Source organism: Streptomyces sp. NPDC017202, from assembly GCF_044331705.1.
GTDB lineage: Bacteria > Actinomycetota > Actinomycetes > Streptomycetales > Streptomycetaceae > Streptomyces.
Map to the genome: position 1 here is coordinate 151,008 of NZ_JBIRNP010000003.1, position 25,363 is coordinate 176,370.

Below are 25,363 nucleotides of genomic sequence, written 5' to 3' on the forward strand. Positions count from 1 at the left end.
GGACATGCGCCGGCTGTGCGGCGAACTGGTCGCGGAACTGACCCTCCCCGCGCCCGCCGCCCCCGCCGACCTGTACGCGGCCCTGTGCGAGGGCATGAGCCGCCGCCGCGGCCGCCCGGTCGTCTTCCGCACGGCCGCGTTCCCGCCCGGCACCGCCAGCGGCCTGTGGCTCGACATGGCCGACCAGGACCTCGTCGTGATCGAGGAACGCACCGCCCCCGATCACCAGTTGGTGATCCTGGGTCATGAGCTGTGGCACATGAAGGCGGGCCACTGCGGTCACCACGTGGAGGGCGCCGCGGTCGCGGCCCGGCTGCTCCACGACGGGGCGGACCTCCAGGCGACGGTCCGCAGCGTCGCCGCGCGCACCCGGTTCGACCAGGCCGAGGAGCGGGACGCCGAGAGCTTCGGCCTGCTCCTCGCCAGCAAGTGCCGTACCTGGCTGCCCGGTTCGTCGCCGCGCGGCCGCGGGCGGCGCGATCACCTGGCGGGCCGGATCGAGGCGGCGCTCGGGTACCTCGGGCCGCAGGACCGGGCCGGCGGCTGAGACGGGCCGGGGTCGGGGCCGACGGCCGGGACGGGCCGGGGTCGGGGCCGACGGCCGGGACGGGCCGAGGTCGGGGCCGGCGGCCGGGACGGGCCGCCTCGGGCCGCGGGGCGGACCTGGCGGCCGAGGTCGGGGCCGCATGTTCCGGCGTGACGTTCCGACCGGGGCGGGTCGGCCGGAACGGGTCGGCCGGTCCGGTGCCGTGGACGGGGGCCTGCACGCCGCCGCCACCGGCCGTCGGCTTTCCCGTGGGGGCTCTCGGTGACGTCCCGCCTCGGCCGAGCGGGCGAACCGCTGCCCGGGAAAGCCGGATTGTCAGTGGTGGGCGGCAAGCTGGGAGGTGCGCCGCCGCACGGGGGCGCACGCGCCCTGACCGGCGCGGGGGAGACGACGCCGACACGGGGAGAGCCGACCGATGCCCACTGCCGTACCGACCGACCTCGAGCGCACCGCCGTGCAGGCCTACCTGCGGCTGCTCCACACCGTGCGGGCGGCGTTCGGGGACGACGCCGGCGGTCCGCCGTACGACCGGCTGCCGCCGGTGGTGCCGCCCGCCGTTCTCGCCGAGGCGGAGCAGGCCCTGGCGGCCGCCGGTCTCACGGGCGGCGAGGAGGAGTTCTTCCGGCTGCTGCGCGGCTGGTTCCCGGAGCGGTGACGGCGGGGTGACCGGGCGGTGGGGCCGCGGGCCCGCGGGGTTCAGCCGTGCGGGACGGTGATCGCCGTCGCCACCAGTCCGCGGCCGACGATCCAGCCGCCCGCGAAGTGTCCGAGGCGGTGGCCGCCGACCACCGGTCCGGGGACGAGGAGCCGGGCCCTGAGGGTGCCCTGCGAGGCGCCCGCGGGTCCGGCGTCGATCTCGATGTCGGCCTCGGCGAAGTCCAGCCACTTCCGGGTGAGGGGGAACCACGCCTTGTAGACGGATTCCTTGGCGCTGAACAGCAGCCGGTCCCAGTGCACCTCGGGCCGGTCCGCGGCCAGTCGGCGCAGCCGTTCCTGCTCCGCGGGCAGGGCGACGGCGGACAGGACGCCGTCGGGGAGCGGCTGGTGCGGTTCGGCGTCGATGCCGAGCGAGGCCAGGTCGGCGGCCCTGACCAGGGCGGCCGCCGCGTAGCCGTCGCAGTGGGTCATGCTGCCGGCGAGTCCGGCCGGCCACCGGGGGGCGCCGCGTTCGCCGGGCAGCACGGCCTGCGGGGGCACGCCGAGCTTGTCCATGGCGCGGCGGGCACAGGAGCGCACGAGGGTGAACTCCCGGCGGCGTTTGGCGACGGCCCGCGCCACGAGTGCCTCCTCCTCCGGGTAGAGGGGCCCGTCGCCGAACTCGCGGACGCCGTCCTCGCCGTGCGCCTCCACGGCGACCACCGTCTCCGGCAGCAGCTCCTCGATCACGCGTTCTCGTCCTTCCAGGGCAGGATGCGGCGCAGTCGGCCCGGCGGCTGCGGGCGTTTGCGCCACTCGCGGGGATAGCCCACCGACACCTCCTCGAAGCGGACGCCCTCGTGCCAGGTGGTCCGCGGGATGTGCAGATGGCCGTAGACCATGGCGGCGACCCGGAAGCGGCGGTGCCAGTCGGCGGTCAGCCGGGTGCCGCACCACATGGCGAACTCGGGGTACCACAGGACGTCGGTGGGGTGCCGGTCCAGCGGGTAGTGGTTGACGAGGACCGTGGGGAGGTCCTCCGGCAGGGCGGCGAGCCGGCGCGCGGTCTCGGCGACGCGGGCCCGGCACCAGTCCTCGCGGGTCGGGTAGGGGTCGGGGTGCAGCAGGTACTCGTCGTTGCACACGACGCCCGTCCCGTGCGCGTACTCCAGGCCCTCCTCCTTGGTGGCGCAGCCGGCCGGGAGGAACGAGTAGTCGTACAGCAGGAACAGCGGGGCGACGGCGACGGGGCCGCCGGGGCCCTCCCAGACGGGGTAGGGATCCTCGGGGGTGGTCACGCCCAGCTCGCGGCACATCTCGACGAGGTGCTCGTAACGGGCGACGCCCCGCAGGGTGACGGTGTCCTTGGGGTGGGTCCACAGTTCGTGGTTGCCGGGGGCCCAGACGACCTTGCGGAAACGGCTCGCGAGGGTCTTCAGCGTCCAGCGGATGTCGGCCACGTTCTCCGAGACGTCACCGGCGACCAGCAGCCAGTCCTCGTCGGTCTCCGGGGCCATGCGCTCGACCAGGGCCCGGTTCTCGGGATAGCCGATGTGCAGATCGCTGATGGCCAGCAGTTGCCCGGCTCCACCGGCCGTCGACGTCACCCTGTGCTCCCGTTCCCCGGCTCTCGTCCGTCACCGCGCGCACGAACGGTGTCGCGGCCGTCCCATCCTTACCCGCGCTCGCACCCCGTACGAACATGATCGGAAAATCCGTAACACGCGCGTTGCACGTGGCACCTCCGGGAAGCCGTATGATCGCCCCAACACCACCGCCCCGACCTGCCTTCGCGCAGGGCGGTTTGGTGTCCCTCCAATCCCCCTTGCCCGGGCCGGGCCTGCTTCGCCCTGCCCGCGAACCGTGAAAGGCGGCCTGCATGGTCTCTCGCGTACGCGTCTGGCTCAACCGCACGTACGCGGAGAACGTGTTCTTCATGGATCAGCTGCGGCGAAATCCGAGCGACCGGGCCGTGGACATCCACGCCACGCACGGTGACGTCGACTCGCCCGTGCTGGCCGCCGCCGACACCGCCGACCTGGAGCCGGAGGGCCTGTCCCCCGCCGCGTACGTCGAGTACGCCCTCGACCAGTGCCGGCGTCGCGGCATCGACGTGTTCGTGCCCCGGCTGCACCAGGCGGCGATCGTGGCGCACCGCGCGGACTTCGCCGCGGCCGGGACGGCGCTGCTCGCCCCGCCGCCGGAGGCCGTCGCGGTCTTCCACGACAAGGTGATCGCCTACGAGGCGGTCCAGGCCATCGGCGTGCCCGTGCCGCCGTGGTGGCGGGTCCGGACGGCGTCCGAACTCGTCGCCGCCGTGGAGGCGTTGGAGGCCGGTGGCCACAAGGCGTGCTTCAAGCCGGCGTCCGGCGCGGGCGGGGTGGGCTTCCGGGTGATCACCCGCGCCCCCTTCTCGCTGGCGCAGCTCAGCGGTTTCCCGTCGCCGCACGTCCAGCTGGACAGGGTCGTCGAGGCACTGGAGCAGGCCGAGGAGCAGGTGGACTGGCTGGTGATGCCGCGGCTGGAGCAGCCGGAGGTGTCGGTGGACTGCCTGACCGGCCCGGACAACCTGATCCGGCTGGCCGTCGGCCGCACCAAGAACGGCCGCCGCCGCGGCTTCACCCTCCAGGAGCAGTGGCTGGAGCCGGCCCGGCGGATCGCCGAGGGCTTCGGGCTGCACTACCTGTCCAACATCCAGTTCCGGATGTTCGGTGACGTCCCGGTCCTGATGGACGTCAACACCCGTCCGGCCGGCGGGCTGCACCAGCTGTCCCTGTGCGGGGTCAACGCGCCGTGGGCGGCCGTGCAGCTGGCGCTCGGCGAGGACCCCGGCGAGATCGTGCCGCCGTTCCTCGGGCAGGACTACGCGGTGGTGTCGGGGCCGCGCCCGCTGGGTGCGGTGCCGCTCACCGCGCAGCGGGCGGAGGAGACGGAGCCCCTGCTGCCGGCCGTGCCCGCCCCGGTCGGCTCCGTCGAGGTGGGCCAGGCGGCGCAGGCGCTGCCGCTGTAGACCTCGGGTGACCCGCCGGGCGCGGACCCAGCGACGAACGCGACCGGGGTCAAGTGGTGCACCCCGCTGTTCGCCCTGTCCTCCGGCGGCCGCACCCCGGCCCGGGACGGGCGGACGGGCAGCGGGCGCTGACCTGCGGCACCGACCAGGGCGTCATCAACCCGATCGGCCGAGATCCCCCGGACGAGAAGTCCGGGGGATTTTTTTCTCCCGGGGTGTATCAGGGCCCGGGGTGCGCGCTCTTAACGGTGTAACACCGAGGGCCCACGGAGGAACGGCGGGGATCACGGGGGACGACGGGGGTCACGGGGGACCTTCGTGGGAGCAGGAAGGCACGACGAGCACCTCCGTACGGGGGAGCACGGGGGAACCGGGGATCGACGGGGGGTCCCCGGGGGCACGGGGGATCGGGCCGGCCGGCCGCTGTCACGGGGAGCGACCGGCCGGCCCGAACACGTCAGCGGCACCACGGTCGAACGCCCAGCCGCACACGGGACTTCGCGGCGAGGGGCGGGCCCGTCCGGTGACGGACCCGCCCCCGGACGGTCAGATCCGGTGACCGGCGGTGGCGCGGCTCAGCCGGAGCGTCAGGATCTGGAAGGGCCGCAGCCGCACGGGGACGCCGTTCCCGCCGTCGGTGCCGGCCGGCTCCAGCGGCCGCTCCAGCAGGTCCGTGACCTGCGCGCCGGCGAGCGGGAAGCCGGTGCGCAGGGTGCCGGTGGCCCGGCCGCCGCGCGACTCGTAGAGCCGGACGACGACATCGCCGGACGCGTCGTCGGCGAGCTTCACCGCCTCGACGGTGATGCCCTCGCCGTCGACGGAGACGACCGGGGCGGGAGCGCCCGCCGCGTCGGCCACCCGCAGCGGGAGGTTGAGGGCGTAGCCCTCGGCGACCGCGTCCTCGATGCTCGCGCCGGGCAGCAGCGCGTAGGTGAGGCGGTGCCTGCCCTGGTCGGCCTCGGGGTCCGGGACGCGCGGGGCGCGCACCAGGCTGAGCCGGACGGTGGTGGTCGTGCCGCCGTCCTCGCGGACCGTGCGGGAGACGTCGTGGCCGTAGGTGGAGTCGTTGAGGACGGCCACGCCGTAGCCGGGTTCGCCGATGTGCACCCAACGGTGGCAGGACACCTCGAACTTCGCCGCCTCCCACGTGGTGTTGGTGTGGGTGGGGCGCTGGACGTGGCCGAACTGGATCTCGGCGGAGGAGTGCGGGGCGCGCACGTCCACCGGGAACGCGGCCTTGAGGATCTTCTCGGCCTCGTGCCAGTCGATGTCGGTCTCGAAGTCGACGCGGGGGCTGCCGGCGCGCAGGGTGACGGTCTGGGTGATCGTCGATCCCTTGCCGAAGGAGCGGGTGACCCGGACGGCGCCGACGAGCGGGCCCTCCTCCACGGCCTCGACGGAGTCCGTCGCGAGGAGGTCGGTGTACCGGTTCCGGTAGTGCTTGTCGATGTCCCAGGCGTCCCAGTTGTTCGGGAGGTCGGTGTGCAGGCGCAGCAGGTTGCCGGCGTCGGCGAGGACCTCGCGGCCGGCCCGCAGGTCGAACACGGAGGACAGCGTGCCGTCCTCGGCGACCTCCACCCGCACCAGCCCGTTGTCGAGGACGCGCCCGCGGACCCTGACCGGCTGCGGTGGTCCGGCGTCCGCCAGGGGCGCGCTGCCGCCCGCCGGGACCTTCACGAAGACCGGGGTGCCCGTGCCGGTGCGGACCACCTCGGCGCGGTCGTAGGGGCTGGTGTTGAACACCCGGGGCCCGCCGCCGCCGAGCGCGCCGACGGCCTCCGTCGTCAGCTCCTCCAGCTCCCCCGCGACGCGGGCGTACTCGGCCTCCGCCTCGCGGTGGACCCAGGCGATCGACGAGCCCGGCAGGATGTCGTGGAACTGGTGGAGCAGGACCGTCTTCCACAGCCGGTCGAGCTTCTCGTGGGGGTAGGCGTAGCCCGGTGCGTGCAGCGCGGCCGTCGTCGCCCACAACTCCGCCTCGCGCAGACGGTGTTCGGAGCGGCGGTTGCCCTGCTTGGTGCGGGCCTGGGAGGTGTAGGTGGCGCGGTGCAGCTCCAGGTACAGCTCGCCGTTCCACACCGGGGCGTCCGGGTACTCGGCGCGGGCCTTGGCGAAGAAGTCGTCGGGGTGCTCGACGACGACCTTGGGCGAGCCCTCCAGGTCGGCGAGCCGGCGGGCGCGTTCCATGATCTCGCGGGTGGGGCCGCCACCGCCGTCACCCCAGCCGAAGGGGGCCAGGGAGCGGGTGCCGACACCCTTCTCCGCGTAGTTGCGGACGGCGCGGTCCATCTCCACGCCGCTGAAGCGGGCGTTGTAGGTGTCGATCGGGGGGAAGTGGGTGAAGATGCGGGTGCCGTCGATGCCCTCCCACCAGAAGGTGTGGTGGGGGAAGGTGTTCGTCTGGTTCCAGGAGATCTTCTGGGTGAGGAACCACTCGTTGCCGGCGAGCTTGGCGAGCTGCGGGTAGGCCGCGTTGTAGCCGAAGGAGTCCGGCAGCCAGACCCCCTTGGTCTCGATCCCGAAGTGCTCGATGAAGAACCGCTTGCCGTGGACCAGCTGGCGGGCGATGGCCTCGCCGCCGGGCAGGTTGCCGTCGGACTCGACCCACATGCCGCCGACCGGCGCCCACTGCCCCTTGCGCACCGACTCCTGGATGCGCGCCCAGACCGCGGGGTAGTGGTCGCGCACCCACTCGTACTGCTGGGCCTGTGAGCAGGCGAAGATGAAGTCGTCGTACTCGTCGGCGAGCGCGGTGACGTTGGAGAAGGTGCGGGACGTCTTGCGCTTGGTCTCGCGGATCGGCCACAGCCAGGCGGAGTCGATGTGCGCGTGGCCGACGCCCGAGACGGTGTGCGCGCTGGCGTGGGCGGGCCTGGCCAGGACGGGGGCGAGGACCTCGCGGACGGCCGTGGCGCTGCCGGAGACGTCGTCCAGGTCGAGGGCGTCCATGGCCCGGTCGAGGGCGTGCAGGATCTCGTGCCGGCGTGGCTCGTGCTCACCGAGGTGGACCATGAGTTCGCGCAGGACCTGGAGGTCGAGGTCGAGGTGCCAGACCTGCTCGTCGAGGACGGCGAGGTCGGCGCTGCGGAAGGTGTACAGGGGGCGGTCGCCTGCCGTCAGTACGTCGCCGAGCGGCGTCGGGGCCGCGAAGCCGTTCGCCAGGATGTCGGGGTTGGAGGCCGCCTCGACCAGGTAGTCGATCACCTCGCCGCCGGTCGCCGGGTTGCCGATCGGCACGTACCGGTTGAGCGGGTTGACCGCCTTCAGCGGGGTGCCGTCGGTCAGGTGGACCAGGGCCTCGGCCTGGTTGCCGGGCCAGTCCTCGGTGAAGCCGAGGTCGACGACCGCCTCGACCCGCCGGCCGGCCCACTCGGCGGGCACCCGCCCGCGCATCCGGAACCAGGTGGTCCCCCAGGGCGGGCCCCAGGGCGTGCCCGTCACGAAGGGCTCGTACGGGGCGGCCGCGGCCTGTGCGAACGGGACGGGCTCACCCGGCGCCTGCCAGGCCTCGACGTCGAGGGGCACGGTGGCCGCGTAGACGGCGGGCGCGATGCGCTGGGTGTGGACGCGCTCGACGCGCTCCTCGATCCGGCGGCGTTCGTCGTGCATGGAGCTCTCCAGGGAACCGGGAAGGCGGATGGCTGGAACCTACGGCAAGGAGAAGAAGAGGGAAAGCGCTTACCCCACCCTGGCTCGACGGAGGTGCGCCGGGGCGGGGCCGCGTGCCCGAGGGGCGCGCGGCCAGGGTGTACGTGCCCGAGGCGCGCGTGCCCCGGGCACGCCGCGCGAGCCGGGTCCGCCCGGGGTGCCCTACGTGAGGTATGCCGGGCCGTGGTGCCCTACCTGAGGTACGCCAGGCCGGGGTGGACGGCGGTGTAGCCCTCGACCAGTCGGCGGGCCACGTTCACGGAGTCGACCAGCGGGTGCAGGGCGAACGCCTTCACCGCACCGGCGCGCGAGCCGGATGCGGCGGCGGCCAGCACCTCGCGCTCGACCGCCTTCACCGCGCAGACCAGGCCGGTCGCGTGCTCCGGCAGCGGGGCCGCCGCCACCGGATGGGCTCCGTTGGCGTCGACGAGGCAGGGCACCTCGACGACCGCGTCCCCGTCGAGGACCGAGAGCGTTCCCCGGTTGCGGACGTTGAGGATCAGGGTGGTGCGTTCGTCGCGGGCGATGGCCCGCATCAGGGCGAGGGCCACCTTCTCGTAGCCGCCGGAGAGGTCGTCGGCGTCGCGTTCCCCGGCGCCGGCCGTCTCGCGGTTCTCGGCCATGTAGGTCGCCTCGCGCTCGGCGCGGGTGCGGTCCCAGACGGCCAGCGCCGACACGTCGGGGCGGCGCGTCTCCTCGTAGAACCGGGCCTGCTGGTCGCGCAGGAAGGCGCCGCGGGTCTGGTCGGCCCGCTGGTAGGCCTGCACGGCCTCGCGGTTGAAGTAGTAGTAGTGCAGGTACTCGTTGGGGATCGCGCCGAGCGAGCGGAGCCAGTCGACGCCGAACAGCTTGCCCTCCTCGAACGAGCCCAGCAGCCCGGGATCGGCGAGCAGGCGCGGGAGTTCGTCGCGACCGGCGATCCGCAGGCCGCGCACCCAGCCGAGGTGGTTGAGGCCGACGTAGTCGATGAACGCCTCGCCCGGGTCCGCGCCGAGGACGCGCGCGATACGGCGGCCGAGGCCGACGGGCGAGTCGCAGATGCCGATGACGCGGTCGCCGAGGTGGCGGGACATCGCCTCGGTGACCAGGCCGGCCGGGTTGGTGAAGTTGATGACCCAGGCGTCGGGGGCGAGGCGGGCCACCCGCCGGGCGATGTCGGACGCGACGGGCAGCGTGCGCAGACCGTAGGCGATGCCGCCCGCGCCGACCGTCTCCTGGCCGAGGACGCCCTCCGCCAGGGCCACCCGTTCGTCGTCCGCCCGGCCCTCCAGGCCGCCGACGCGGATCGCGGAGAAGACGAAGTCGGCGCCGCGCAGGGCCTCGTCGAGATCGGTGGTCGTGGTCACGGTCGGGGCGCCGGTCACCGTCGACGCCTGTTCGGCCAGTACCCGGGCGACCGCGGACAGCCGGCTGTCGTCCAGGTCGTGCAGGACGACCTCCGTGACCCGCCCCTCGGCACGGTCCGTCAGCAGCGCCCCGTACACCAGGGGCACCCGGAACCCGCCGCCGCCCAGAATCGTCAGTCTCACGCTCGCACCTCTCCTGCCGGGAGCACCTCGGCGCCCGTCTCCTCCGGGGAGGACCGGGTCGCCGGATCCCCCGGCGCGTCGGTCACCGCCACGTCCGGTTCCGGCGGACGGCGGGCCCACCGGCCGCCGGGTCGTCGACGCGGGCACGCGCCCGGTCGCCGTGGCCGGCCGGCCCCTGTCCGGTAACCGTAACCACTGCCGGGCCCGGGAGGAATCCGGAGCCGGAGCGGTGCCCGCTGCACGGCCGCCGCTGTCCATCAGCTTCGTGCCGACGGTCACGACGTCCGTGGCGGTGAACGCTCAGTGCCTTGTTCCCGTTCCGTGAACCGTGCTGCCGGTCGGAGTGAGGCAGTGGCGCACGAGCGCGAGAGTGCGTTCCGTGACCGTGTCGAGGGGGGTGCCGCGTTCGACGGCGGCGAGGGCCGTGTGCAGCATTCCGGCGATCAGGTCCGCCGTGAGCGCGGGCTCGGGGACGCCGAGCTGCCGGACGGCCGCGCGGAACGGTTCGACCTGTTCCAGGTGGAGTTCCGTCAGCCGTTGTCGACAGGCGGGAGGGAGGCCGGCGTTCATGAGGGCGGCGGCGGGTCGGTGTGCGCCTTCGGCGCCGAGGCGGAGGCTTTCCCCGAAGAACGCCTCGATGCGTTCCAGCGGACCGTTCGCGGTGGCCATGGCGCGGGAGAGTGCCTCGTTGGAGCGCCGGAAGGCTTCTTCCGTGATGGTGGCCAGGAGGGCTGCCGAGGAGTCGAAGTACTGGTACACGCTGGAGCGGGCCAGGCCCGCGCGGGCGCCGACCGCCGCCGGTGTGACGGCGGTGGCGCCCGCGTCGACCAGGATGCCGATCGCTGCCTCGATCAGCGCCTCGCGTTGCTGGGCGCGGTGTTCGGCGACGGTGGAGGCGTTGATCTTCGGCATGCGGGGCGGACTCCTGGAGGGGTGGACAGGGCCGGGAGCGAGGTGCCGGTCCACGGCCCTGGTCAGGACAGGCGGCCGTCGACCATCTCGTGGACCCGGTCGGCAGCGTCCATTATCGCCGTGTCGTGCGTGACCATGACCGTGGCCGTTCCGCGTTCGTGGGTCTGTTCGGCGATCAGCCGTACCGCCTCGGCCGAACGTACCCGGTCCAGTGCCGAGGTGGGTTCGTCCACCAGCAGGACGGCGGGGGAGGTCATCAGGGCGCGGGCCAGCCCCGCACGCTGGCGTTCGCCTCCGGAGAGCTGGTGCGGGCGGGAACCGGCGCGGTGCGTGAGCCCGACCGCTTCGACGAGTTCGTCGGCCCGGGCCCGGGCCGCGGCATCGAGGTGGCCGTCGATGTGCGGGGGCAGCAGGAGCTGTTCCCTGACGGTGAGGGAAGCCAGCAGATTCGACTGCTGGAAGACGAAGCCGATGTGGCGACGGCGGGCGGCGGTGCGTTCCTTGTCCGAGAGGGCGGTCAGCTCGGTTCCGGTGATGTGCACGGTGCCCGAGGTGGGCCGCTGAAGGCCGCCGGCGACGGCGAGGAGGCTGGACTTTCCGGATCCCGAGGGGCCGATGACGGCGACGAACTCGCCCGGGGCGACGCTCAGGCTGACGTGGTCGAGGGCGGTGACAGCACTGTCACCGTCCCCCAGGGTGAGGGTGACGTCGTCCAGCCGCAGTCCGCCGGAGCCCGCAGGGTCCGCGGCGGCCCGGCGGTGGGTGGCGGGTGTGGTCATCGGGTGGCTCCCAGAGCGGTCAGGGGGTCGACGGCGGTGATGCGACGGACGGCGACCACGGCACCGACGGTTCCGAGGGCGATGAGGAGGCCGGAGGAGGTGGCGACGGCCGGGGCGGAGAGGGAGAAGGGGGCCTTGCCGGTCATCATGCTTCCCAGGGCCAGGCCGACAGCGGTGCCGACGGCCGTGGCGCCGACGAGCACGGCGACGACCTGGGCGAGCGCGTCGCGCAGGATGTATCCGGTGGGGGCGCCGAGCGCCTTCAGCAGGGCGATCTCGGCCTTGCGCTGCACGGTCCAGACGGTGAAGAACGCGCCGACGACCAGGGCGGAGATGGCATACAGGAAGCCCTTGATCAGGGCCATGGTGCTCGACTCGGCCGTATAGCCGGGAGACGCGCCGAAGGTGGTCTCCTTGGTGTCGGCGCGCGTGGCGGTCGCCTCCTCCACGGCGGCGACGTCGGCACCTGGCTCCAGCGTCAGGGCGACGGCCGTGGCCTGCCGGCGCGCGGCCTTCGGCAGGTCGCCCGGCAGGCCGTAGTGCAGGTGCCGCCAGGTGTCGAGGTCGGCGTAGGCGACGCCGATGTGGCCGTAGGAGACGGTCTCGTCGACCAGGCCCACGACCTTCAGCCGCACCTCGCTCTTGTCCGCGGTCAGGAGATCGCCGACTTCCACGCCCAGGTCGGCGATCTCCCGGGTGATCACGATGCCCGCGCCGCCCTCCCCCAGGCCCTCGCCCTCGCTGGGCCTGGGGGCCAGCGAAGAGTCCGGTGCCATGCCGAAGACGGCGAGGTCCACCTGCTCGCCCTTCTTGCCGCCCCGGGTCACCCGGGCGTTGGTCAGGGTGTTTCCGAACGGCTCCGCCCGCTCCACCCCTGGGGTCCTCGACCATGCCCGCCAGTCCTCCTGCTCGACGGTCGAGCGGGAGAACTGCTCGCTGGTCGCCTTCTCGTCGAAGGCCATGTGGGTCACGGGCAGCGCACGCAGACCGGATATGCCGGCATCCGCCAGGCCGGAGGCGAGTCCGGACAAGAGGACGCCGAGTACGGCGATGAGCGCGACCACCGCACCCATCAGGGCGAAGCGACCGCGCGCGAAGCGCAGATCGCGTAGGGCGAGGAACACGGAATTCTCCGAGCGACGAGGGTGACGGGGCAGGACGACTGGACACGCCGTCCCTTTACCTGGACTTGACGACGCAAGCGTCGGCATCTTATCGGATGTTACCGACACGACTGTCGGCACGTTGCGCCGCGCGCCGGCCGGAGGCTCCCGACCGGAGCGTCACCCCTGAGGGGGCGACCTGACTCCGCATGGGGTTCGCGCCGGGTCCGGCGGTCTCCGAGCTGTCGATCACGCCTTCGGAGCGGGCCGAAGGCTTCGCCGCCTCGGTCCACGGAGCGGCGGACCACCGCTGCGGGGAGTTCCTGTCACTTCGCCGTAGCTCCGGGGGAACGGCATCGGCGCCCTCGTGCAGCCGGCGCCCCACAGGACCAGGGGCACGCCGCGGGCGGCAGCCCGCTCCGCGATCAGCGGCGGCCGCCTCCTGGGGCGAGCAGGGTCGTGAGCTCGGCGATCGCCTCCGGGGACGGCTTGAGGCACCGAGGGGACCGTCCGTGCCCGACGCGGACCAGGCCCGGCGCCAGGCTGTCCGCCGGGGTCATGCCCCCGGATCCTCCGTCACGGGCAGGCACTCGGCGAGCAGGTCGAGGACGTCGCGCCAGGCTCGCTGCGCGTGCTGGGGGTGGTGGCCGACGCCGGGGACCGTGGGGTGGTCGACCGGCGGATGGTGGAAGGCGTGCAATGCGCCGCCGTAGACGGTGAGGCGCCAGTCGACGCCCGCGGCCTGCATCTCGGCGATGAACGCGTTCCGTTGCGCGGGCGGCATGATCGGGTCCTCCGACCCGACCCCGGCCCACACCGGGCAGCGAATGCGCGCCGCCTCGCCCGGTCGGCCCGTGGTCAGTGCGTTGACCGTCCCGATCGCGCGCAGGTCGACGCCGTCGCGCCCGAGTTCCAGCCCGATGGCGCCCCCGGTGCCGTAGCCGACGGCGGCGATCCGGTCGGGGTCGGTCCGCGGTTCGGTGCGCAACACGTCGAGCGCCGCACGGCCGATGCCCCGCATCCGGTCGGGGTCAGCGAGCAGTGGCAGGCAACGGGCCAGCATCTCCTCGGGGTCGCCCAGATAGCGCCCGCCGTGAAGGTCGAAGACCAGCGCCACGTATCCCAGCTCGGCGAGGGCATCGGCCCGGCGGCGCTCGACGTCGCTGAGCCCCATGCCCTCCGGTCCGAGCAGCACCGCGGGCCGGCGGTCGATACCGGCCGGGAGCGCGAGGTACCCGATCATCGTCGAACCGTCCGCCGGGTACTCGACCGTACGCGTCGTGATCGCCGTCATGGGACTGGACTGTAGTGATCGTCGGGCCCGGTCCGGCCGGTGTTCTGCCGCCGGCAGAACAGCGTAGGTGTCCCTCTGGAGTACGGGACGGGCCCGGCGCTCAGGGCTTCAGGATCATCCCGTCGCTCCTTTGGCGAACACCCCGGTCACACCCCGTAAGGGGCACGGGAGCCGAAAGGCCGTCAGGCCCAGGAGCACCGACTACTCGATCAACGGCTCCTACCGATCTCAGACCCCTGCTCCTGCGCACCGGAGAGCGCCGGTGGGGGTGGGCGCGGCTGCCACGCCTCCGAGAACCCGCCGAAGATCACCGGCGCGGGCCGCCGGTAGGGTCGGTCGGTATGACCGTCGCTCGTTCCGTCGCCCTGTTCGTCGTCGCCGCCCTCTTCGAGATCGGTGGCGCCTGGCTGATGTGGCAGGGCATCCGCGAGCACAGGGGCTGGATCTGGATCGGCGCCGGCGTCGCCGCCCTCGGCATCTACGGCGTCGTGGCCACCTGGCAGTCGGACGACGACTTCGGCCGCGTCCTGGCCGCGTACGGCGGGATCTTCGTGGCCGGGTCGATCGCCTGGGGCGTGGTCGCCGACGGCTACCGGCCCGACCGCTACGACGTCATCGGCGCCCTGGTCTGCCTCGCGGGCATGGCCGTGATCATGTACGCGCCCCGCGGTCACTGACCGCGGGGCGGCCGGCCTCCGCTCCGCGCGGAGCCGCACGACCCGCCTCCGCCCGCGCGGACCACGGCCGGCGGTGCCGACGGTGAGGTGTGCGCGCTGCGGCCGCACGGTGTGGATCCGGGCTGGCCCGCAGAAGGTCCCGGTACCAGAGGCACGCCGCTTCCGGCCCTCGTGCCGGCGGCGATGAACGTCCCGGCCGTGCCGGACGACGCGGTCGGGCCAGGGACAGTCAGGCCAGGGACAGGAAGAGCTTCTCCAGCCGGGCCCGCATCTGCGCGGAGTCGCGCACCTCGGCGTCCTCGCTGGTCATGCACTGTTCCAGCCCGGTCGCGATGATCGAGAAGCCGGCCCGGTCCAGGGCCCGGGAGACCGCCGCGAGCTGGGTTACCACGTCCTCGCAGTCCCGGCCCTCCTCGATCATCCGGATCACTCCCGCGAGCTGGCCCTGCGCCCGCCGCAGACGGTTGAGCGCCGACTTCAGCTCCTCGGCCGACATGTCGAGTTGCACGCTTCCTCCTCGTATATACCCCCGCGGGTATCGTACCCACCAGGGAGGAACACCGCGGGAAGAGTTTCTGTTCCCCGGCCGGACCGGTGGCACCGGCCCCCGGGCACACGCCCTCCCCCACACCTCCGGCACACCGGCCACCGCCCCTCGCATCCATAGCCCCCGAGGCCCCTACAGCCCCCTTCCTCACCAAAATCTCAGCCGCCACCCTGCGATTCCCAGGATCTCCCCCGGACGCGAGTCGCACCAAGCATGCGCAAAGGCGGACATCCCAGGAAGGCGTGCCGTGGGCGTATCGCACCTGTCGAAGCGGTCCGAGCAGCGGGCGGCGCCGGCCTCGCCACCTGTGCCGCCACCGGCAGCAACGCCGACCACACCACCTGGTCCGGGATCTCGGGCGGGCGGACCGCCACCGCGCCCGACGGACTCGACGGACTCGACGGACTCGACGGGTGGAACCTGTCATTACAGGAGTGGCAGGAGTGGCAGGAGTGCCAGGCAGGCAGCGCCCTCGGGCGAGAAGCCTCCGCGGGGCCGAGCCGTCCCGGAGCGGACGCGGGCCGCGGGGCCGAGCCGCCGGAGGCGGGCGCCCTTCACAGGGTGAACTCGCCCTGCGGGCAAGGACTTTCCTTGCTTTGACTCTTGACGGCCGGGGTACCGGGGGGCACATTGGCGACGCCATGAGAGCGCTCTCACAGGTCGGGCGCTGTCGACGGCACCCGCGCATGACCACTCCGTACCCGAGAGGCACTCCCCCACCATGAGCGAACCCTCCGGCACCCCTCCCCGCGGACGCCGTTCCCTGCGGCGGGCGCTCGTCGCCGCCGTCGGCACCCTCGGCCTGGCGGCGGCGGCCGCGGTGGCCTCCCCGTCCGCGAACGCCTCCGCGCCCACTCCCCCGTCGGGCTGGTCGCAGGTCTTCCTCGACGACTTCAACGGCACCGCCGGCACCGGCGTGAACACCTCCAACTGGCAGTACGCCACCGGTACCTCGTATCCGGGCGGTCCCGCGAACTGGGGCACCGGCGAGGTCGAGACGATGACGAACAGCACGAGCAACGTCTCGCTCGACGGCAACGGCAACCTGCGCATCACCCCGCTCCGGGACGCGGCGGGCCGCTGGACCTCGGGCCGCATCGAGACCAGGCGCACCGACTTCCAGCCCCCGTCCGGCGGCAAGCTGCGGGTCGAGGCCCGGCTGCAGATGCCGAACGTGACGGGGACCGCCGCCGAGGGCTACTGGCCGGCGTTCTGGACGCTGGGCGCCCCCTACCGGGGCAACTACCAGAACTGGCCCTCGGTCGGCGAGCTGGACATCATGGAGAACGTCCAGGGGCTGAACCGCGTCTGGTCGACGATGCACTGCGGGACCAGTCCGGGCGGCCCGTGCAACGAGACCACCGGCATCGGCAACTCCACCGCGTGTCCGGGCACCACGTGCCAGTCGGGCTTCCACACCTACACGATGGAGTGGGACCGCTCGGTGACCCCCGAGGCGATCCGCTTCTTCGTCGACGGCGTCAACTACCACACGGTGACGGCCGCCCAGATGGACGCCACCACCTGGAACAACGCGACGAACCACGGCTTCTTCGTCATCCTCAACGTGGCGATGGGCGGCGGCTTCCCGGACGCGTTCGGCGGCGGTCTGGACGGTGACACGCGCCCGGGCGTGCCGATGGTCGTCGACTACGTGCAGGTCCTCCAGGCGGCGGGCGGCGGGGGCGGCACCACGCCTCCCCCGACCGGCAACCGCGACGCCTACTCCGCCGTCCAGGCCGAGTCGTACGACGCCCAGTCCGGCACGATCACCGAGACCACCACCGACAGCGGCGGCGGCCAGAACATCGGCGCCCTCGCCAACGGCGACTGGGCGCTCTTCCGCGGTGTGAACTTCGGCTCCACGGCGGCCCGGCAGTTCAACGCCCGGGTGGCGAGCGGCGCGGCCGGCGGCGTCAGCGGTCTGGTCGAGGTGCGCCTGGACAGCCGTACCGCCGCGCCGATCGGGAGTTTCGCGCTGGCCGACACGGGCGGCTGGCAGTCGTGGCGGACGGTCCCGGCGAACATCGCCTCCGTCACCGGAACCCACGACGTCTACCTGACCTTCACCAGCGGACAGCCCGCCGACTTCGTGAACGTGAACTGGTTCAGCTTCGGCCACTGAGGCCACTGAAGCCCTGAGGCCACCGAAGCCGCTGAGGCCAGCGAAGCCCTGGGGCCACCGCTGAGGCCAGCGAAGCCCTGGGGCCACCGAGGGCCCGCGAAGCGGGACCGCCGACCCGGCGGCGTTTCAGCGCAGTTCCGCGCGGAACGCCGCCGGTGTCATGTCCGTGTGCTGGTGGAAGAACTTGGAGAAGTTCGCCGGGTCGGGGAAGCCCACCGCCGCGCCGACCCGGCCGATCGGCAGTTCCGTGTGGGCGAGGAGCCGCTTCGCCTCCAGCACGACCCGCCGGTCGATGAAGCCCTTGGGCGTCTGGCCGGTCGCGGCGCGCACCGCGCGCACGAGGGTGCGGCGGGAGTAACCGAGCGCGTCGGCGTACGCGCTGACGCTGTGGTTGGTGGCGAAGTCCCGTTCCACGGCCTCCCGGAAGAGGGTGAAGGTGGTGTCGGCCTGACGGCCGGCCGCCTCCGCCGAACTGGCGGCGAGGTGCGCGAGGCGCAGCAGAAACGCCGTCAGGCAGTGCCGCAGCACCGAGGTGTGCAGGCCGGGGGGCAGGGTCGCGGTGTCCTCGTACTCCCGTTGCAGGTGCGCCAGGGCCGCCCGCAGGCCGGCCGACCGGGCCTCGTCGGGGTGCAGCAGCGGCGGCAGGTCGTAGCGGTACAGGCCGGTGGCCTCGACGGTGGCGCGGGGCAGGAAGCCGGGCTGCATGGTCAGGACGGTTCCGCGGTACTCGCTGGTCTTCGAGAAGCGGTGGACCTGGCCCGGACGGATCCACAGGACGTCACCGGCCGTGGCCTCGTACTCGGCGAAGTCGACCATGTGACGGACGGGACCGCCGGTGAACAGCAGGACGGTGTGGAAGTCGATCCGGTGGACGCGTTCCAGCGGCGCGTCGGCGTGCCAGGTGCGGCCGGCGCCCATGGGGCCGACCTGCATGCCGACGCCGCCGACGCTGAGGCCCGCCGGGAAGGGGAACGTCCTGATCGCGTCGCCGTCTCCGACGGTGGTGTCCGCCATGTCCGTCTCGTGCCGCCTCGTGCCCGCCCGGCGCCGCCGGGGTGTCCCACTTTCACCACAGCGTGACACACACCGACCTTCCTTCGAAAAAGTCAGACTTTTACTTTTGAACGCGTCAGACCAGCCACTCCGCTCGGATCGAGGATTTCTTGAAGATGAGCACGCAGTCACCGGACAGTTTCGAATGGACCGAACTCGACCGGCGTGCCGTCGACACCGCACGCCTGTTGGCGGCGGATGCCGTGCAGAAGGTGGGCAACGGGCACCCCGGCACCGCGATGAGTCTCGCGCCTGCCGCGTACACGATCTTTCAGAAGGTGATGCGGCACGACCCGGCGGACCCGGAGTGGACCGGGCGTGACCGCTTCGTCCTCTCCCCCGGCCACACCTCGCTGACGCTGTACACCCAGCTGTTCCTGGCCGGCTACGAGCTGGGGCTGGACGACCTCGAGGCGTTCCGCACGCACGGTTCGAAGACGCCGGGCCACCCCGAGTACGGGCACACCGCCGGCGTGGAGACCACCACCGGGCCGCTCGGCCAGGGCGCCGCCAACGCGGTCGGCATGGCGATGGCCGCCCGCTACGAGCGCGGCCTGTTCGACCCGGACGCCCCGCAGGGCGAGTCACCCTTCGACCACACCGTCTGGGCGATCGTCTCCGACGGCGACCTCCAGGAGGGCGTCTCCGCCGAGGCCTCCTCGCTCGCCGGCCACCAGAAGCTCGGCAACCTGGTCTTCCTCTACGACGACAACCACATCTCCATCGAGGGCGACACCGCGACCGCCTTCTCCGAGGACGTGCTGAAGCGGTACGAGGCCTACGGCTGGCACGTGCAGCGGATCGCGCCGCTGGAGAACGGCGACGTCGACGTGCGCGCCCTGTACGACGCCCTGACCGCGGCGCGGGCCGAGACGGCACGCCCCTCGATCATCGCGATGCGCACGGTCATCGCCTGGCCCGCCCCGAACGCGCGGAACACCGAGGCCTCCCACGGCTCCGCCCTCGGCGACGACGAGGTGGCCGCCACCAAGCGCCTCCTGGGCTTCGACCCGGAGCGCTCCTTCGAGGTCCCCGACGACGTGCTCGCCCACACCCGCGCCGCCCTGGACCGGGGCGCCGAGGCGCACACCGCCTGGGACAAGCGGCTCGACGCGTGGCGCGCCGAGCAGCCGGAGCGGGCGAAGCTGCTCGACCGGGTCCTCGCCGGCCGGCTCCCCGAGGGCTGGGAGGAGCACCTGCCCGTCTTCGAGGAGGGCGGGGCGGTCGCCACCCGCGCGGCCTCCGGCAAGGTGCTCCAGGCGCTCGGCGCGGTCGTCCCCGAACTGTGGGGCGGCTCGGCCGACCTGGCCGGTTCCAACAACACCACCATCGACAAGACCTCCTCCTTCCTGCCGGAGGGCAACCCGCTGCCCGAGGCCGACCCGTACGGCCGCACCGTCCACTTCGGCATCCGCGAGTTCTCGATGGCCGCGGAGATGAACGGCATCGCCCTGCACGGCAACACCCGCATCTACGGCGGCACGTTCCTCGTGTTCTCCGACTACATGCGCAACGCCGTGCGCATGTCGGCGCTGATGCAGCTGCCGGTGACGTACGTGTGGACGCACGACTCCGTCGGTCTCGGCGAGGACGGTCCCACCCATCAGCCGGTCGAGCACCTGGCGTCGCTGCGCGCGATCCCCGGCCTGAACGTCGTCCGCCCCGCCGACGCCAACGAGACGGCGATCGCCTGGGCGGAGATCCTGCGCCGGCACAGTACCCGCCCGGCGCCGCACGGGCTGGCCCTCACCCGGCAGGGCGTGCCCGTGTACGCGCCGAACCCGGACGCGGCGAAGGGCGGTTACGTCCTGCGGGAGTCCTCGAAGGACACCCCGGACGTGATCCTGATCGCCACCGGTTCCGAGGTGCACCTGGCCGTCGCCGCGCGGGAGGCGCTGGAGGCCGAGGGGATCGGCGCCCGGGTGGTGTCGATGCCGTCCGTGGAGTGGTTCGAGGAGCAGCCGCGCGAGTACCGCGACGGCGTCCTGCCGCCGTCGGTGCGGGCCCGGGTCGCCGTCGAGGCGGGCATCGGCCTGACCTGGCACCGCTTCGTGGGGGACGCGGGACGCATCGTCTCCCTGGAGCACTTCGGTGCCTCCGCCGACGCCGCGACCCTGTTCGCCGAGTTCGGCTTCACCCCCGAGAACGTCGCCGCCGCGGCCCGGGCCTCGTTGAATTCGATCACGGGCCTTGCCGCCACCCGCGGTTGATCCGATCGCCAGAAAGAAGATGATCACAGTGACCGAAACAACCGCCACCGCGGGTGGTGCCCTGCGGCGCCTCTCCGACGAAGGCGTCTCGATCTGGCTGGACGACCTGTCCCGCGAGCGGATCACGTCCGGCAACCTGGCCGAGCTCGTCGCCGGCCGGCACGTCGTCGGCGTCACCACCAACCCGTCGATCTTCCAGGCCGCCATCGGCTCCGGCGAGGGCTACCAGGAGCAGCTCGCCGACCTCGCCGTACGGGGTGTCACGGTCGACGAGGCGGTACGGATGATGACGACCGCGGACGTGCGGGCGGCCGCCGACGTCCTGCGGTCCGTGCACACGGCCACGGGGGGCCGTGACGGCCGGGTCTCCATCGAGGTCGACCCGCGTCTCGCCCACGAGACCGCGGCCACGATCGCCGAGGCGAAGCAGCTGGCCTGGCTCGTGGACCGCCCCAACGTCATGATCAAGATTCCGGCGACGAAGGCCGGTCTCCCCGCGATCACCGAGGTCATCGGTCTCGGCATCAGCGTCAACGTCACGCTGATCTTCTCCCTGGAGCGCTACCGCGAGGTCATGGAGGCCTACCTGGCCGGCCTGGAGAAGGCCGCCGCGCGGGGCCTCGACCTCTCCACGGTCCACTCCGTCGCCTCCTTCTTCGTCTCCCGCGTCGACGCCGAGATCGACAAGCGCCTCACCGTCCTCGGCACCGACGAGGCCCTCGCGCTCCGCGGGCGGGCGGCGCTCGCCAACGCGCGGCTGGCCTACCAGGCGTACGAGGAGGTCTTCGCGGGAGACCGCTGGACCGCCCTCGCCGGGGCGAAGGCGAACAAGCAGCGTCCGCTGTGGGCATCCACCGGTGTGAAGGATCCTGCGTACAAGGACACGCTGTACGTCGACGAACTCGTGGCGCCCGGCACCGTCAACACCATGCCGGAGGCCACGCTGAACGCCACCGCCGACCACGGTGCCGTCACCGGCGACACGGTCACCGGCGGCTACGCGCAGGCCCGTGCGGACCTCGCCGCCGTGGCGGCGCTCGGCATCTCCTACGACGAGGTCGTCACCCGGTTGGAGGAAGAGGGCGTCGCCAAGTTCGCGGTGGCGTGGCAGGACCTGCTGGACGCGGTCACGAAGTCGCTGAACACCGAGGCGATCGACACCGAGGGAGCTGACGCGGAATGAGCACTGCCGGCACCGACGCCGCCTGGGACAACCCGTTGCGGGATCCCCGCGACCGGCGTCTGCCCCGTATCGCCGGCCCGTCCGGGCTCGTCATCTTCGGCGTGACCGGCGACCTGTCCCGCAAGAAGCTGATGCCCGCCGTCTACGACCTCGCCAACCGCGGCCTGCTCCCGCCGGGCTTCTCGCTCGTCGGCTTCGCCCGCCGCGACTGGGAGGACCAGGACTTCGCGCAGGTCGTCCACGACGCGGTGCGCGAGTACGCGCGGACGCCGTTCCGCGAGGAGGTCTGGCAGCAGCTCGCCGAGGGCATGCGGTTCATCCCGGGCGACTTCGACGACGACACGGCGTTCGAGCAGCTGCGCGACGCCGTCGAGGAGCTGGACCGGTCCCGCGGCACCGGCGGCAACTTCGCCTTCTACCTGTCGGTCCCGCCGAAGTTCTTCCCCAAGGTCGTCGAGCAGCTCAAGAAGCACGGGCTGGCGAACGCGCCGGACGGGTCGTGGCGGCGGGCGGTCATCGAGAAGCCGTTCGGGCACGACCTGGCGAGCGCGCAGGAGCTGAACGCGATCGTGCACGACGTGTTCGAGCCGGACCAGGTGTTCCGCATCGACCACTACCTGGGCAAGGAGACCGTCCAGAACATCCTGGCGCTGCGCTTCGCCAACCAGATGTTCGAGCCGATCTGGAACCGGTCGTACGTCGACCACGTCCAGATCACGATGGCCGAGGACATCGGCATCGGCGGCCGGGCCGGCTACTACGACGGCATCGGCTCGGCGCGCGACGTCATCCAGAACCACCTCCTGCAGCTGATGGCGCTGACCGCGATGGAGGAGCCCGCCTCCTTCGACGCGGCCTCGCTGCTGACCGAGAAGCTGAAGGTCCTCCACGCCGTGAAGCTGCCGGAGGACCTCGGCCGGCACACGGTGCGGGCGCAGTACGCGGGCGCCTGGCAGGGCGGCGAGAAGGTGCGCGGCTATCTGGAGGAGGACGGCATCGACCCGTCGTCCACCACGGACACCTACGCCGCCGTCCGGCTGAACGTCGACAACCGCCGCTGGGCGGGCGTCCCGTTCTACCTGCGCACCGGCAAGCGCCTGGGCCGCCGCGTCACCGAGATCGCGGTGGTCTTCCAGCGGGCGCCGCACTCGCCCTTCGACTCCAGCGCCACCGAGGAACTCGGTGCCAACGCGATCGTCATCCGGGTCCAGCCCGACGAGGGCGTCACCGTCCGTTTCGGCTCCAAGGTGCCGGGCACGTCGATGGAGATCCGGGACGTCACGATGGACTTCGCGTACGGCGAGTCCTTCACGGAGTCCAGCCCGGAGGCGTACGAGCGCCTCATCCTGGACGTGCTGCTCGGCGACGCCAACCTGTTCCCGCGCCACCAGGAAGTGGAAGAGTCCTGGAGGATCCTCGACCCGATCGAGGAGCACTGGGCACGGCACGGCAGGCCCGCGCAGTACGCCTCGGGAAGCTGGGGACCCGAGGAAGCCGACGAGATGCTCGCACAAGACGGACGGAGCTGGCGCAGGCCATGAAGATCGACCTGACCGACACCACGGCAAGCAAGATCAACAAGGCGCTGGTGAAGGGCCGCCGCGCCATCGGCACACCGGCCGTGGGCATGGTCCTGACGATGGTGATCGTCACGGACGAGGAGAACGCCTACGACTCGATCAAGGCGGCCGAGGAGGCCTCGCACGAGCACCCCTCGCGCACCCTGGTCGTCATCAAGCGGCACGCCCGCAGCCCCCGCGAGCGCACGCAGTCGCGGCTCGACGCCGAGGTCCGGGTGGGTTCCGAGGCCGGCACCGGGGAGACCGTGATCCTGCGGACCTACGGCGAGGTGTCCGACCACGCCGACTCCGTCGTGCTGCCGCTGCTGCTGCCGGACGCCCCGGTCGTCGTGTGGTGGCCGGTGGACGCGCCGCAGAACCCGGTCAAGGACCCGCTGGGCGCGCTCGCCCAGCGCCGGATCACCGACATGTACGCCGTCGAGCGGCCCCTCCAGGCGCTGGAGATGCGCGTGCGGTCGTACGCGCCCGGCGACACCGACCTGGCGTGGACCCGGCTGACGCCGTGGCGTTCGATGCTGGCGGCGGCGCTGGACCAGGCGCGGGTGCCGATCGTGTCGGCGGCCGTGGAGAGCGAGGCGGACAACCCGAGCGCCGAGCTGCTCGCGCGCTGGCTGGAGGCCCGGCTGAAGGTGTCCGTGGACCGGGTGGAGACCGCCGGTCCGGTCGTCACGGCCGTCCGGCTCGGCACCGGTGACGGCGAGATCGTCATCGACCGGCCCGAGGGCCCGCTGGCCACGATGTCCCTGCCAAGCCAGCCCTCGCGGACCCTCGCGCTGAAGGTCCGCCCCACCTCCGAACTGATCGCCGAGGAGCTGCGGCGCCTCGACGCGGACGAGATGTACGCCATCGCCCTGCGGGGCGAGGCCACCGAGGAGAACCCCGCCCATGTCTGACACCCCCGTGCTCACCCAGCGGCCCGAGTGGGCCGCGCTGGAGGACCACCGCGCCCGCCGACCTGCCCGGCTGCGCGAGCTGTTCGCGACGGACCCGGGACGCGCGGAGCGCTACGTGGTGCACGTCGGCGATCTGCGGATCGACTACTCCAAGCACCTCGTCACCGACGAGACTCTCGCCCTCCTCCAGGAACTGGCCGCCGCCACCGACGTGTTCGGGCTGCGGGACGCGATGTTCCGCGGCGAGAAGATCAACACCACCGAGGACCGGGCGGTCCTGCACACCGCGCTGCGCGCCCCCCGGGACGCGGTGGTCGAGGTCGACGGCGAGAACGTGGTGCCCGGTGTGCACGCGGTCCTGGACCGGATGGCGGCCTTCGCCGACCGGATCCGCTCGGGCGAGTGGACCGGTCACACCGGCCGGCCCATCAGGAACGTCGTGAACATCGGGATCGGCGGCTCCGACCTCGGCCCGGCGATGGCGTACGAGGTGCTGCGGGCCTTCACCGACCGCGCGCTGACGGTCCGTTTCGTCTCCAACGTGGACGGCGCCGACCTGCACGAGGCCGTCCGCGACCTCGACCCGGCGGAGACGCTCTTCATCGTCGCGTCGAAGACGTTCACCACCATCGAGACCATCACCAACGCCACCTCGGCCCGCGACTGGCTGCTGAAGGGGCTGGGCGGCGAGGAGAAGGCGGTCGCCAAGCACTTCGTGGCGCTGTCGACGAACGCCGGGAAGGTGTCCGACTTCGGCATCGACACGGCCAACATGTTCGAGTTCTGGGACTGGGTCGGCGGCCGCTACTCCTTCGACTCGGCGATCGGCCTGTCGCTGATGATCGCCGTCGGACCGGACCGCTTCCGCGAGATGCTCGACGGCTTCCGCCTCGTCGACGAGCACTTCCGCACCGCCCCCGCCGAGGCCAACGCCCCGCTGCTGATGGGTCTGCTGGGCATCTGGTACGGCAACTTCCACGACGCCCAGTCGCACGCGGTGCTGCCCTACTCGCACTACCTCTCCAAGTTCACCGCCTATCTCCAGCAGTTGGACATGGAGTCCAACGGCAAGTCGGTGGACCGCGACGGCAACCCGGTGGACTGGCAGACCGGGCCGGTCGTCTGGGGCACCCCGGGCACCAACGGGCAGCACGCCTACTACCAGTTGATCCACCAGGGCACCAAGCTCATCCCGGCCGACTTCATCGGCTTCGCCCGTCCTGTCGGTGAGCTGAGCGACGAACTCAAGGCCCAGCACGACCTGTTGATGGCCAACTTCTTCGCCCAGACCCAGGCGCTGGCCTTCGGCAAGACGCCGGAGGAGGTCCGCGCGGAGGGCGTGCCCGAGGAACTGGTGGCGCACAAGACGTTCCGCGGCGACCGGCCCACCACCACGATCCTGGCGCGCGAGCTGACCCCCTCGGTCCTCGGCCAGCTCATCGGCCTCTACGAGCACAAGGTGTTCGTCCAGGGCGCGGTCTGGAACATCGACTCCTTCGACCAGTGGGGCGTGGAGCTCGGCAAGGTCCTCGCCAAGCGGATCGAACCGGCCCTGACCGAGGGCACCGAGGTGCCCGGCCTGGACCCCTCCACCACCGCCCTCGTCGCCGCCTACCGCACTCTCAGGAAGTGAACTG

At 72.5% G+C, this 25,363-nt stretch carries 20 protein-coding genes; 10 read left to right on the forward strand and 10 right to left on the reverse strand.

Features of this window, described 5'->3' with window-relative positions; all coding sequences use genetic code 11:
- Window positions 1–4: 4 nt before the first annotated feature.
- Together ACH4N1_RS08280 and ACH4N1_RS08285 are read left to right on the forward strand one after the other, a co-directional pair.
- Window positions 5–547 (forward strand): toxin-antitoxin system, toxin component, encoded by a 543-nt coding sequence (locus ACH4N1_RS08280; protein ID WP_398095958.1) that lies wholly within the window; start codon window positions 5–7, stop codon window positions 545–547.
- Window positions 548–962: 415 nt separating this feature from the next.
- Window positions 963–1,202: a hypothetical protein gene (locus ACH4N1_RS08285; RefSeq protein WP_398095478.1), complete on the forward strand. Its 240-nt coding sequence runs from the start codon at window positions 963–965 to the stop codon at window positions 1,200–1,202.
- A 41-nt stretch (window positions 1,203–1,243) separates the two neighbouring features.
- Here ACH4N1_RS08285 and ACH4N1_RS08290 read toward each other — a convergent pair whose 3' ends face one another.
- Window positions 1,244–1,933: a 4'-phosphopantetheinyl transferase gene (locus tag ACH4N1_RS08290; RefSeq protein WP_398095480.1), complete on the reverse strand. Its 690-nt coding sequence runs from the start codon at window positions 1,931–1,933 to the stop codon at window positions 1,244–1,246.
- A complete protein-coding gene (locus ACH4N1_RS08295) occupies window positions 1,930–2,790 on the reverse strand; it encodes a metallophosphoesterase family protein (RefSeq protein WP_398095482.1) in 861 nt (286 codons plus the stop codon). The genes ACH4N1_RS08290 and ACH4N1_RS08295 overlap by 4 nt, the downstream gene beginning before the upstream one ends.
- A gap of 272 nt (window positions 2,791–3,062) precedes the next feature.
- On the opposite strand from ACH4N1_RS08295, the gene ACH4N1_RS08300 reads away from it, so the two are divergent.
- Window positions 3,063–4,193, forward strand: coding sequence for an ATP-grasp domain-containing protein (locus tag ACH4N1_RS08300; RefSeq protein ID WP_398095483.1), 1,131 nt, complete (start codon window positions 3,063–3,065; stop codon window positions 4,191–4,193).
- A gap of 546 nt (window positions 4,194–4,739) precedes the next feature.
- On the opposite strand, the gene ACH4N1_RS08305 is transcribed toward ACH4N1_RS08300, so the two are convergent.
- The 6 genes from ACH4N1_RS08305 to ACH4N1_RS08330 form a co-directional block, all read right to left on the reverse strand.
- Window positions 4,740–7,802, reverse strand: a complete 3,063-nt coding sequence (locus ACH4N1_RS08305) for an alpha-mannosidase (RefSeq protein ID WP_398095484.1) — start codon at window positions 7,800–7,802, stop codon at window positions 4,740–4,742.
- A 230-nt stretch (window positions 7,803–8,032) separates the two neighbouring features.
- The gene (locus ACH4N1_RS08310; RefSeq protein ID WP_398095486.1) at window positions 8,033–9,370 is read right to left on the reverse strand and encodes a 6-phospho-beta-glucosidase; all 1,338 of its coding nucleotides are present in this window, start codon (window positions 9,368–9,370) and stop codon (window positions 8,033–8,035) included.
- A gap of 300 nt (window positions 9,371–9,670) precedes the next feature.
- Window positions 9,671–10,282, reverse strand: a complete 612-nt coding sequence (locus ACH4N1_RS08315) for a TetR/AcrR family transcriptional regulator (protein ID WP_398095487.1) — start codon at window positions 10,280–10,282, stop codon at window positions 9,671–9,673.
- A gap of 62 nt (window positions 10,283–10,344) precedes the next feature.
- Window positions 10,345–11,061 (reverse strand): ABC transporter ATP-binding protein, encoded by a 717-nt coding sequence (locus ACH4N1_RS08320; RefSeq protein ID WP_398095488.1) that lies wholly within the window; start codon window positions 11,059–11,061, stop codon window positions 10,345–10,347.
- Window positions 11,058–12,185, reverse strand: a complete 1,128-nt coding sequence (locus ACH4N1_RS08325) for an ABC transporter permease (protein WP_398095490.1) — start codon at window positions 12,183–12,185, stop codon at window positions 11,058–11,060. Before ACH4N1_RS08325 ends, ACH4N1_RS08320 begins: the two co-directional genes overlap by 4 nt.
- Window positions 12,186–12,720: 535 nt before the next feature.
- A complete protein-coding gene (locus tag ACH4N1_RS08330) occupies window positions 12,721–13,458 on the reverse strand; it encodes a dienelactone hydrolase family protein (RefSeq protein WP_398095491.1) in 738 nt (245 codons plus the stop codon).
- Window positions 13,459–13,799: 341 nt separating this feature from the next.
- On the opposite strand from ACH4N1_RS08330, the gene ACH4N1_RS08335 reads away from it, so the two are divergent.
- The gene (locus ACH4N1_RS08335) at window positions 13,800–14,135 is read left to right on the forward strand and encodes a YnfA family protein (protein ID WP_398095492.1); all 336 of its coding nucleotides are present in this window, start codon (window positions 13,800–13,802) and stop codon (window positions 14,133–14,135) included.
- 229 nt (window positions 14,136–14,364) lie between these two features.
- Here the strand turns inward: ACH4N1_RS08335 and ACH4N1_RS08340 are convergent, their stop codons facing one another.
- Window positions 14,365–14,643: a metal-sensitive transcriptional regulator gene (locus tag ACH4N1_RS08340; protein ID WP_366059492.1), complete on the reverse strand. Its 279-nt coding sequence runs from the start codon at window positions 14,641–14,643 to the stop codon at window positions 14,365–14,367.
- Window positions 14,644–15,403: 760 nt separating this feature from the next.
- Between ACH4N1_RS08340 and ACH4N1_RS08345 the strand changes: the two genes are divergently transcribed.
- Entirely contained in the window at window positions 15,404–16,807 is a 1,404-nt protein-coding gene (locus ACH4N1_RS08345; protein WP_398095493.1) for a glycoside hydrolase family 16 protein, read from the forward strand.
- A gap of 126 nt (window positions 16,808–16,933) precedes the next feature.
- Here ACH4N1_RS08345 and ACH4N1_RS08350 read toward each other — a convergent pair whose 3' ends face one another.
- Window positions 16,934–17,821 (reverse strand): helix-turn-helix domain-containing protein, encoded by an 888-nt coding sequence (locus tag ACH4N1_RS08350; RefSeq protein WP_398095495.1) that lies wholly within the window; start codon window positions 17,819–17,821, stop codon window positions 16,934–16,936.
- A gap of 155 nt (window positions 17,822–17,976) precedes the next feature.
- Between ACH4N1_RS08350 and tkt the strand changes: the two genes are divergently transcribed.
- The 5 genes from tkt to pgi are packed head-to-tail and all read left to right on the forward strand — an operon-like array spanning window position 17,977 to window position 25,359.
- Window positions 17,977–20,070 (forward strand): transketolase, encoded by a 2,094-nt coding sequence (gene tkt / locus ACH4N1_RS08355; RefSeq protein ID WP_398095497.1) that lies wholly within the window; start codon window positions 17,977–17,979, stop codon window positions 20,068–20,070.
- A 19-nt stretch (window positions 20,071–20,089) separates the two neighbouring features.
- Entirely contained in the window at window positions 20,090–21,253 is a 1,164-nt protein-coding gene (gene tal / locus ACH4N1_RS08360) for a transaldolase (RefSeq protein WP_398095498.1), read from the forward strand.
- A complete protein-coding gene (zwf, locus tag ACH4N1_RS08365) occupies window positions 21,250–22,794 on the forward strand; it encodes a glucose-6-phosphate dehydrogenase (protein ID WP_398095500.1) in 1,545 nt (514 codons plus the stop codon). Before tal ends, zwf begins: the two co-directional genes overlap by 4 nt.
- Complete coding sequence (gene opcA, locus ACH4N1_RS08370; RefSeq protein WP_398095501.1) at window positions 22,791–23,726, forward strand: glucose-6-phosphate dehydrogenase assembly protein OpcA; 936 nt, start codon at window positions 22,791–22,793, stop codon at window positions 23,724–23,726. Before zwf ends, opcA begins: the two co-directional genes overlap by 4 nt.
- On the forward strand, window positions 23,719–25,359 hold the full coding sequence (gene pgi, locus ACH4N1_RS08375) for a glucose-6-phosphate isomerase (RefSeq protein ID WP_398095502.1): 1,641 nt from the start codon (window positions 23,719–23,721) through the stop codon (window positions 25,357–25,359). The genes opcA and pgi overlap by 8 nt, the downstream gene beginning before the upstream one ends.
- Window positions 25,360–25,363: the final 4 nt, after the last annotated feature.

Coding starts and splice junctions, on each gene's coding strand:
- ACH4N1_RS08280 (WP_398095958.1), top strand. CDS start 5: ATGCGCCGGCTGTGCGGCGAACTGGTCGCGGAACTGACCCTCCCCGCG.
- ACH4N1_RS08285 (WP_398095478.1), top strand. CDS start 963: ATGCCCACTGCCGTACCGACCGACCTCGAGCGCACCGCCGTGCAGGCC.
- ACH4N1_RS08300 (WP_398095483.1), top strand. CDS start 3,063: ATGGTCTCTCGCGTACGCGTCTGGCTCAACCGCACGTACGCGGAGAAC.
- ACH4N1_RS08305 (WP_398095484.1), bottom strand. CDS start 7,802: ATGCACGACGAACGCCGCCGGATCGAGGAGCGCGTCGAGCGCGTCCAC.
- ACH4N1_RS08315 (WP_398095487.1), bottom strand. CDS start 10,282: ATGCCGAAGATCAACGCCTCCACCGTCGCCGAACACCGCGCCCAGCAA.
- ACH4N1_RS08320 (WP_398095488.1), bottom strand. CDS start 11,061: ATGACCACACCCGCCACCCACCGCCGGGCCGCCGCGGACCCTGCGGGC.
- ACH4N1_RS08330 (WP_398095491.1), bottom strand. CDS start 13,458: ATGACGGCGATCACGACGCGTACGGTCGAGTACCCGGCGGACGGTTCG.
- ACH4N1_RS08335 (WP_398095492.1), top strand. CDS start 13,800: ATGACCGTCGCTCGTTCCGTCGCCCTGTTCGTCGTCGCCGCCCTCTTC.
- ACH4N1_RS08345 (WP_398095493.1), top strand. CDS start 15,404: ATGAGCGAACCCTCCGGCACCCCTCCCCGCGGACGCCGTTCCCTGCGG.
- ACH4N1_RS08350 (WP_398095495.1), bottom strand. CDS start 17,821: ATGGCGGACACCACCGTCGGAGACGGCGACGCGATCAGGACGTTCCCC.
- tkt (WP_398095497.1), top strand. CDS start 17,977: ATGAGCACGCAGTCACCGGACAGTTTCGAATGGACCGAACTCGACCGG.
- tal (WP_398095498.1), top strand. CDS start 20,090: ATGATCACAGTGACCGAAACAACCGCCACCGCGGGTGGTGCCCTGCGG.
- zwf (WP_398095500.1), top strand. CDS start 21,250: ATGAGCACTGCCGGCACCGACGCCGCCTGGGACAACCCGTTGCGGGAT.
- opcA (WP_398095501.1), top strand. CDS start 22,791: ATGAAGATCGACCTGACCGACACCACGGCAAGCAAGATCAACAAGGCG.
- pgi (WP_398095502.1), top strand. CDS start 23,719: ATGTCTGACACCCCCGTGCTCACCCAGCGGCCCGAGTGGGCCGCGCTG.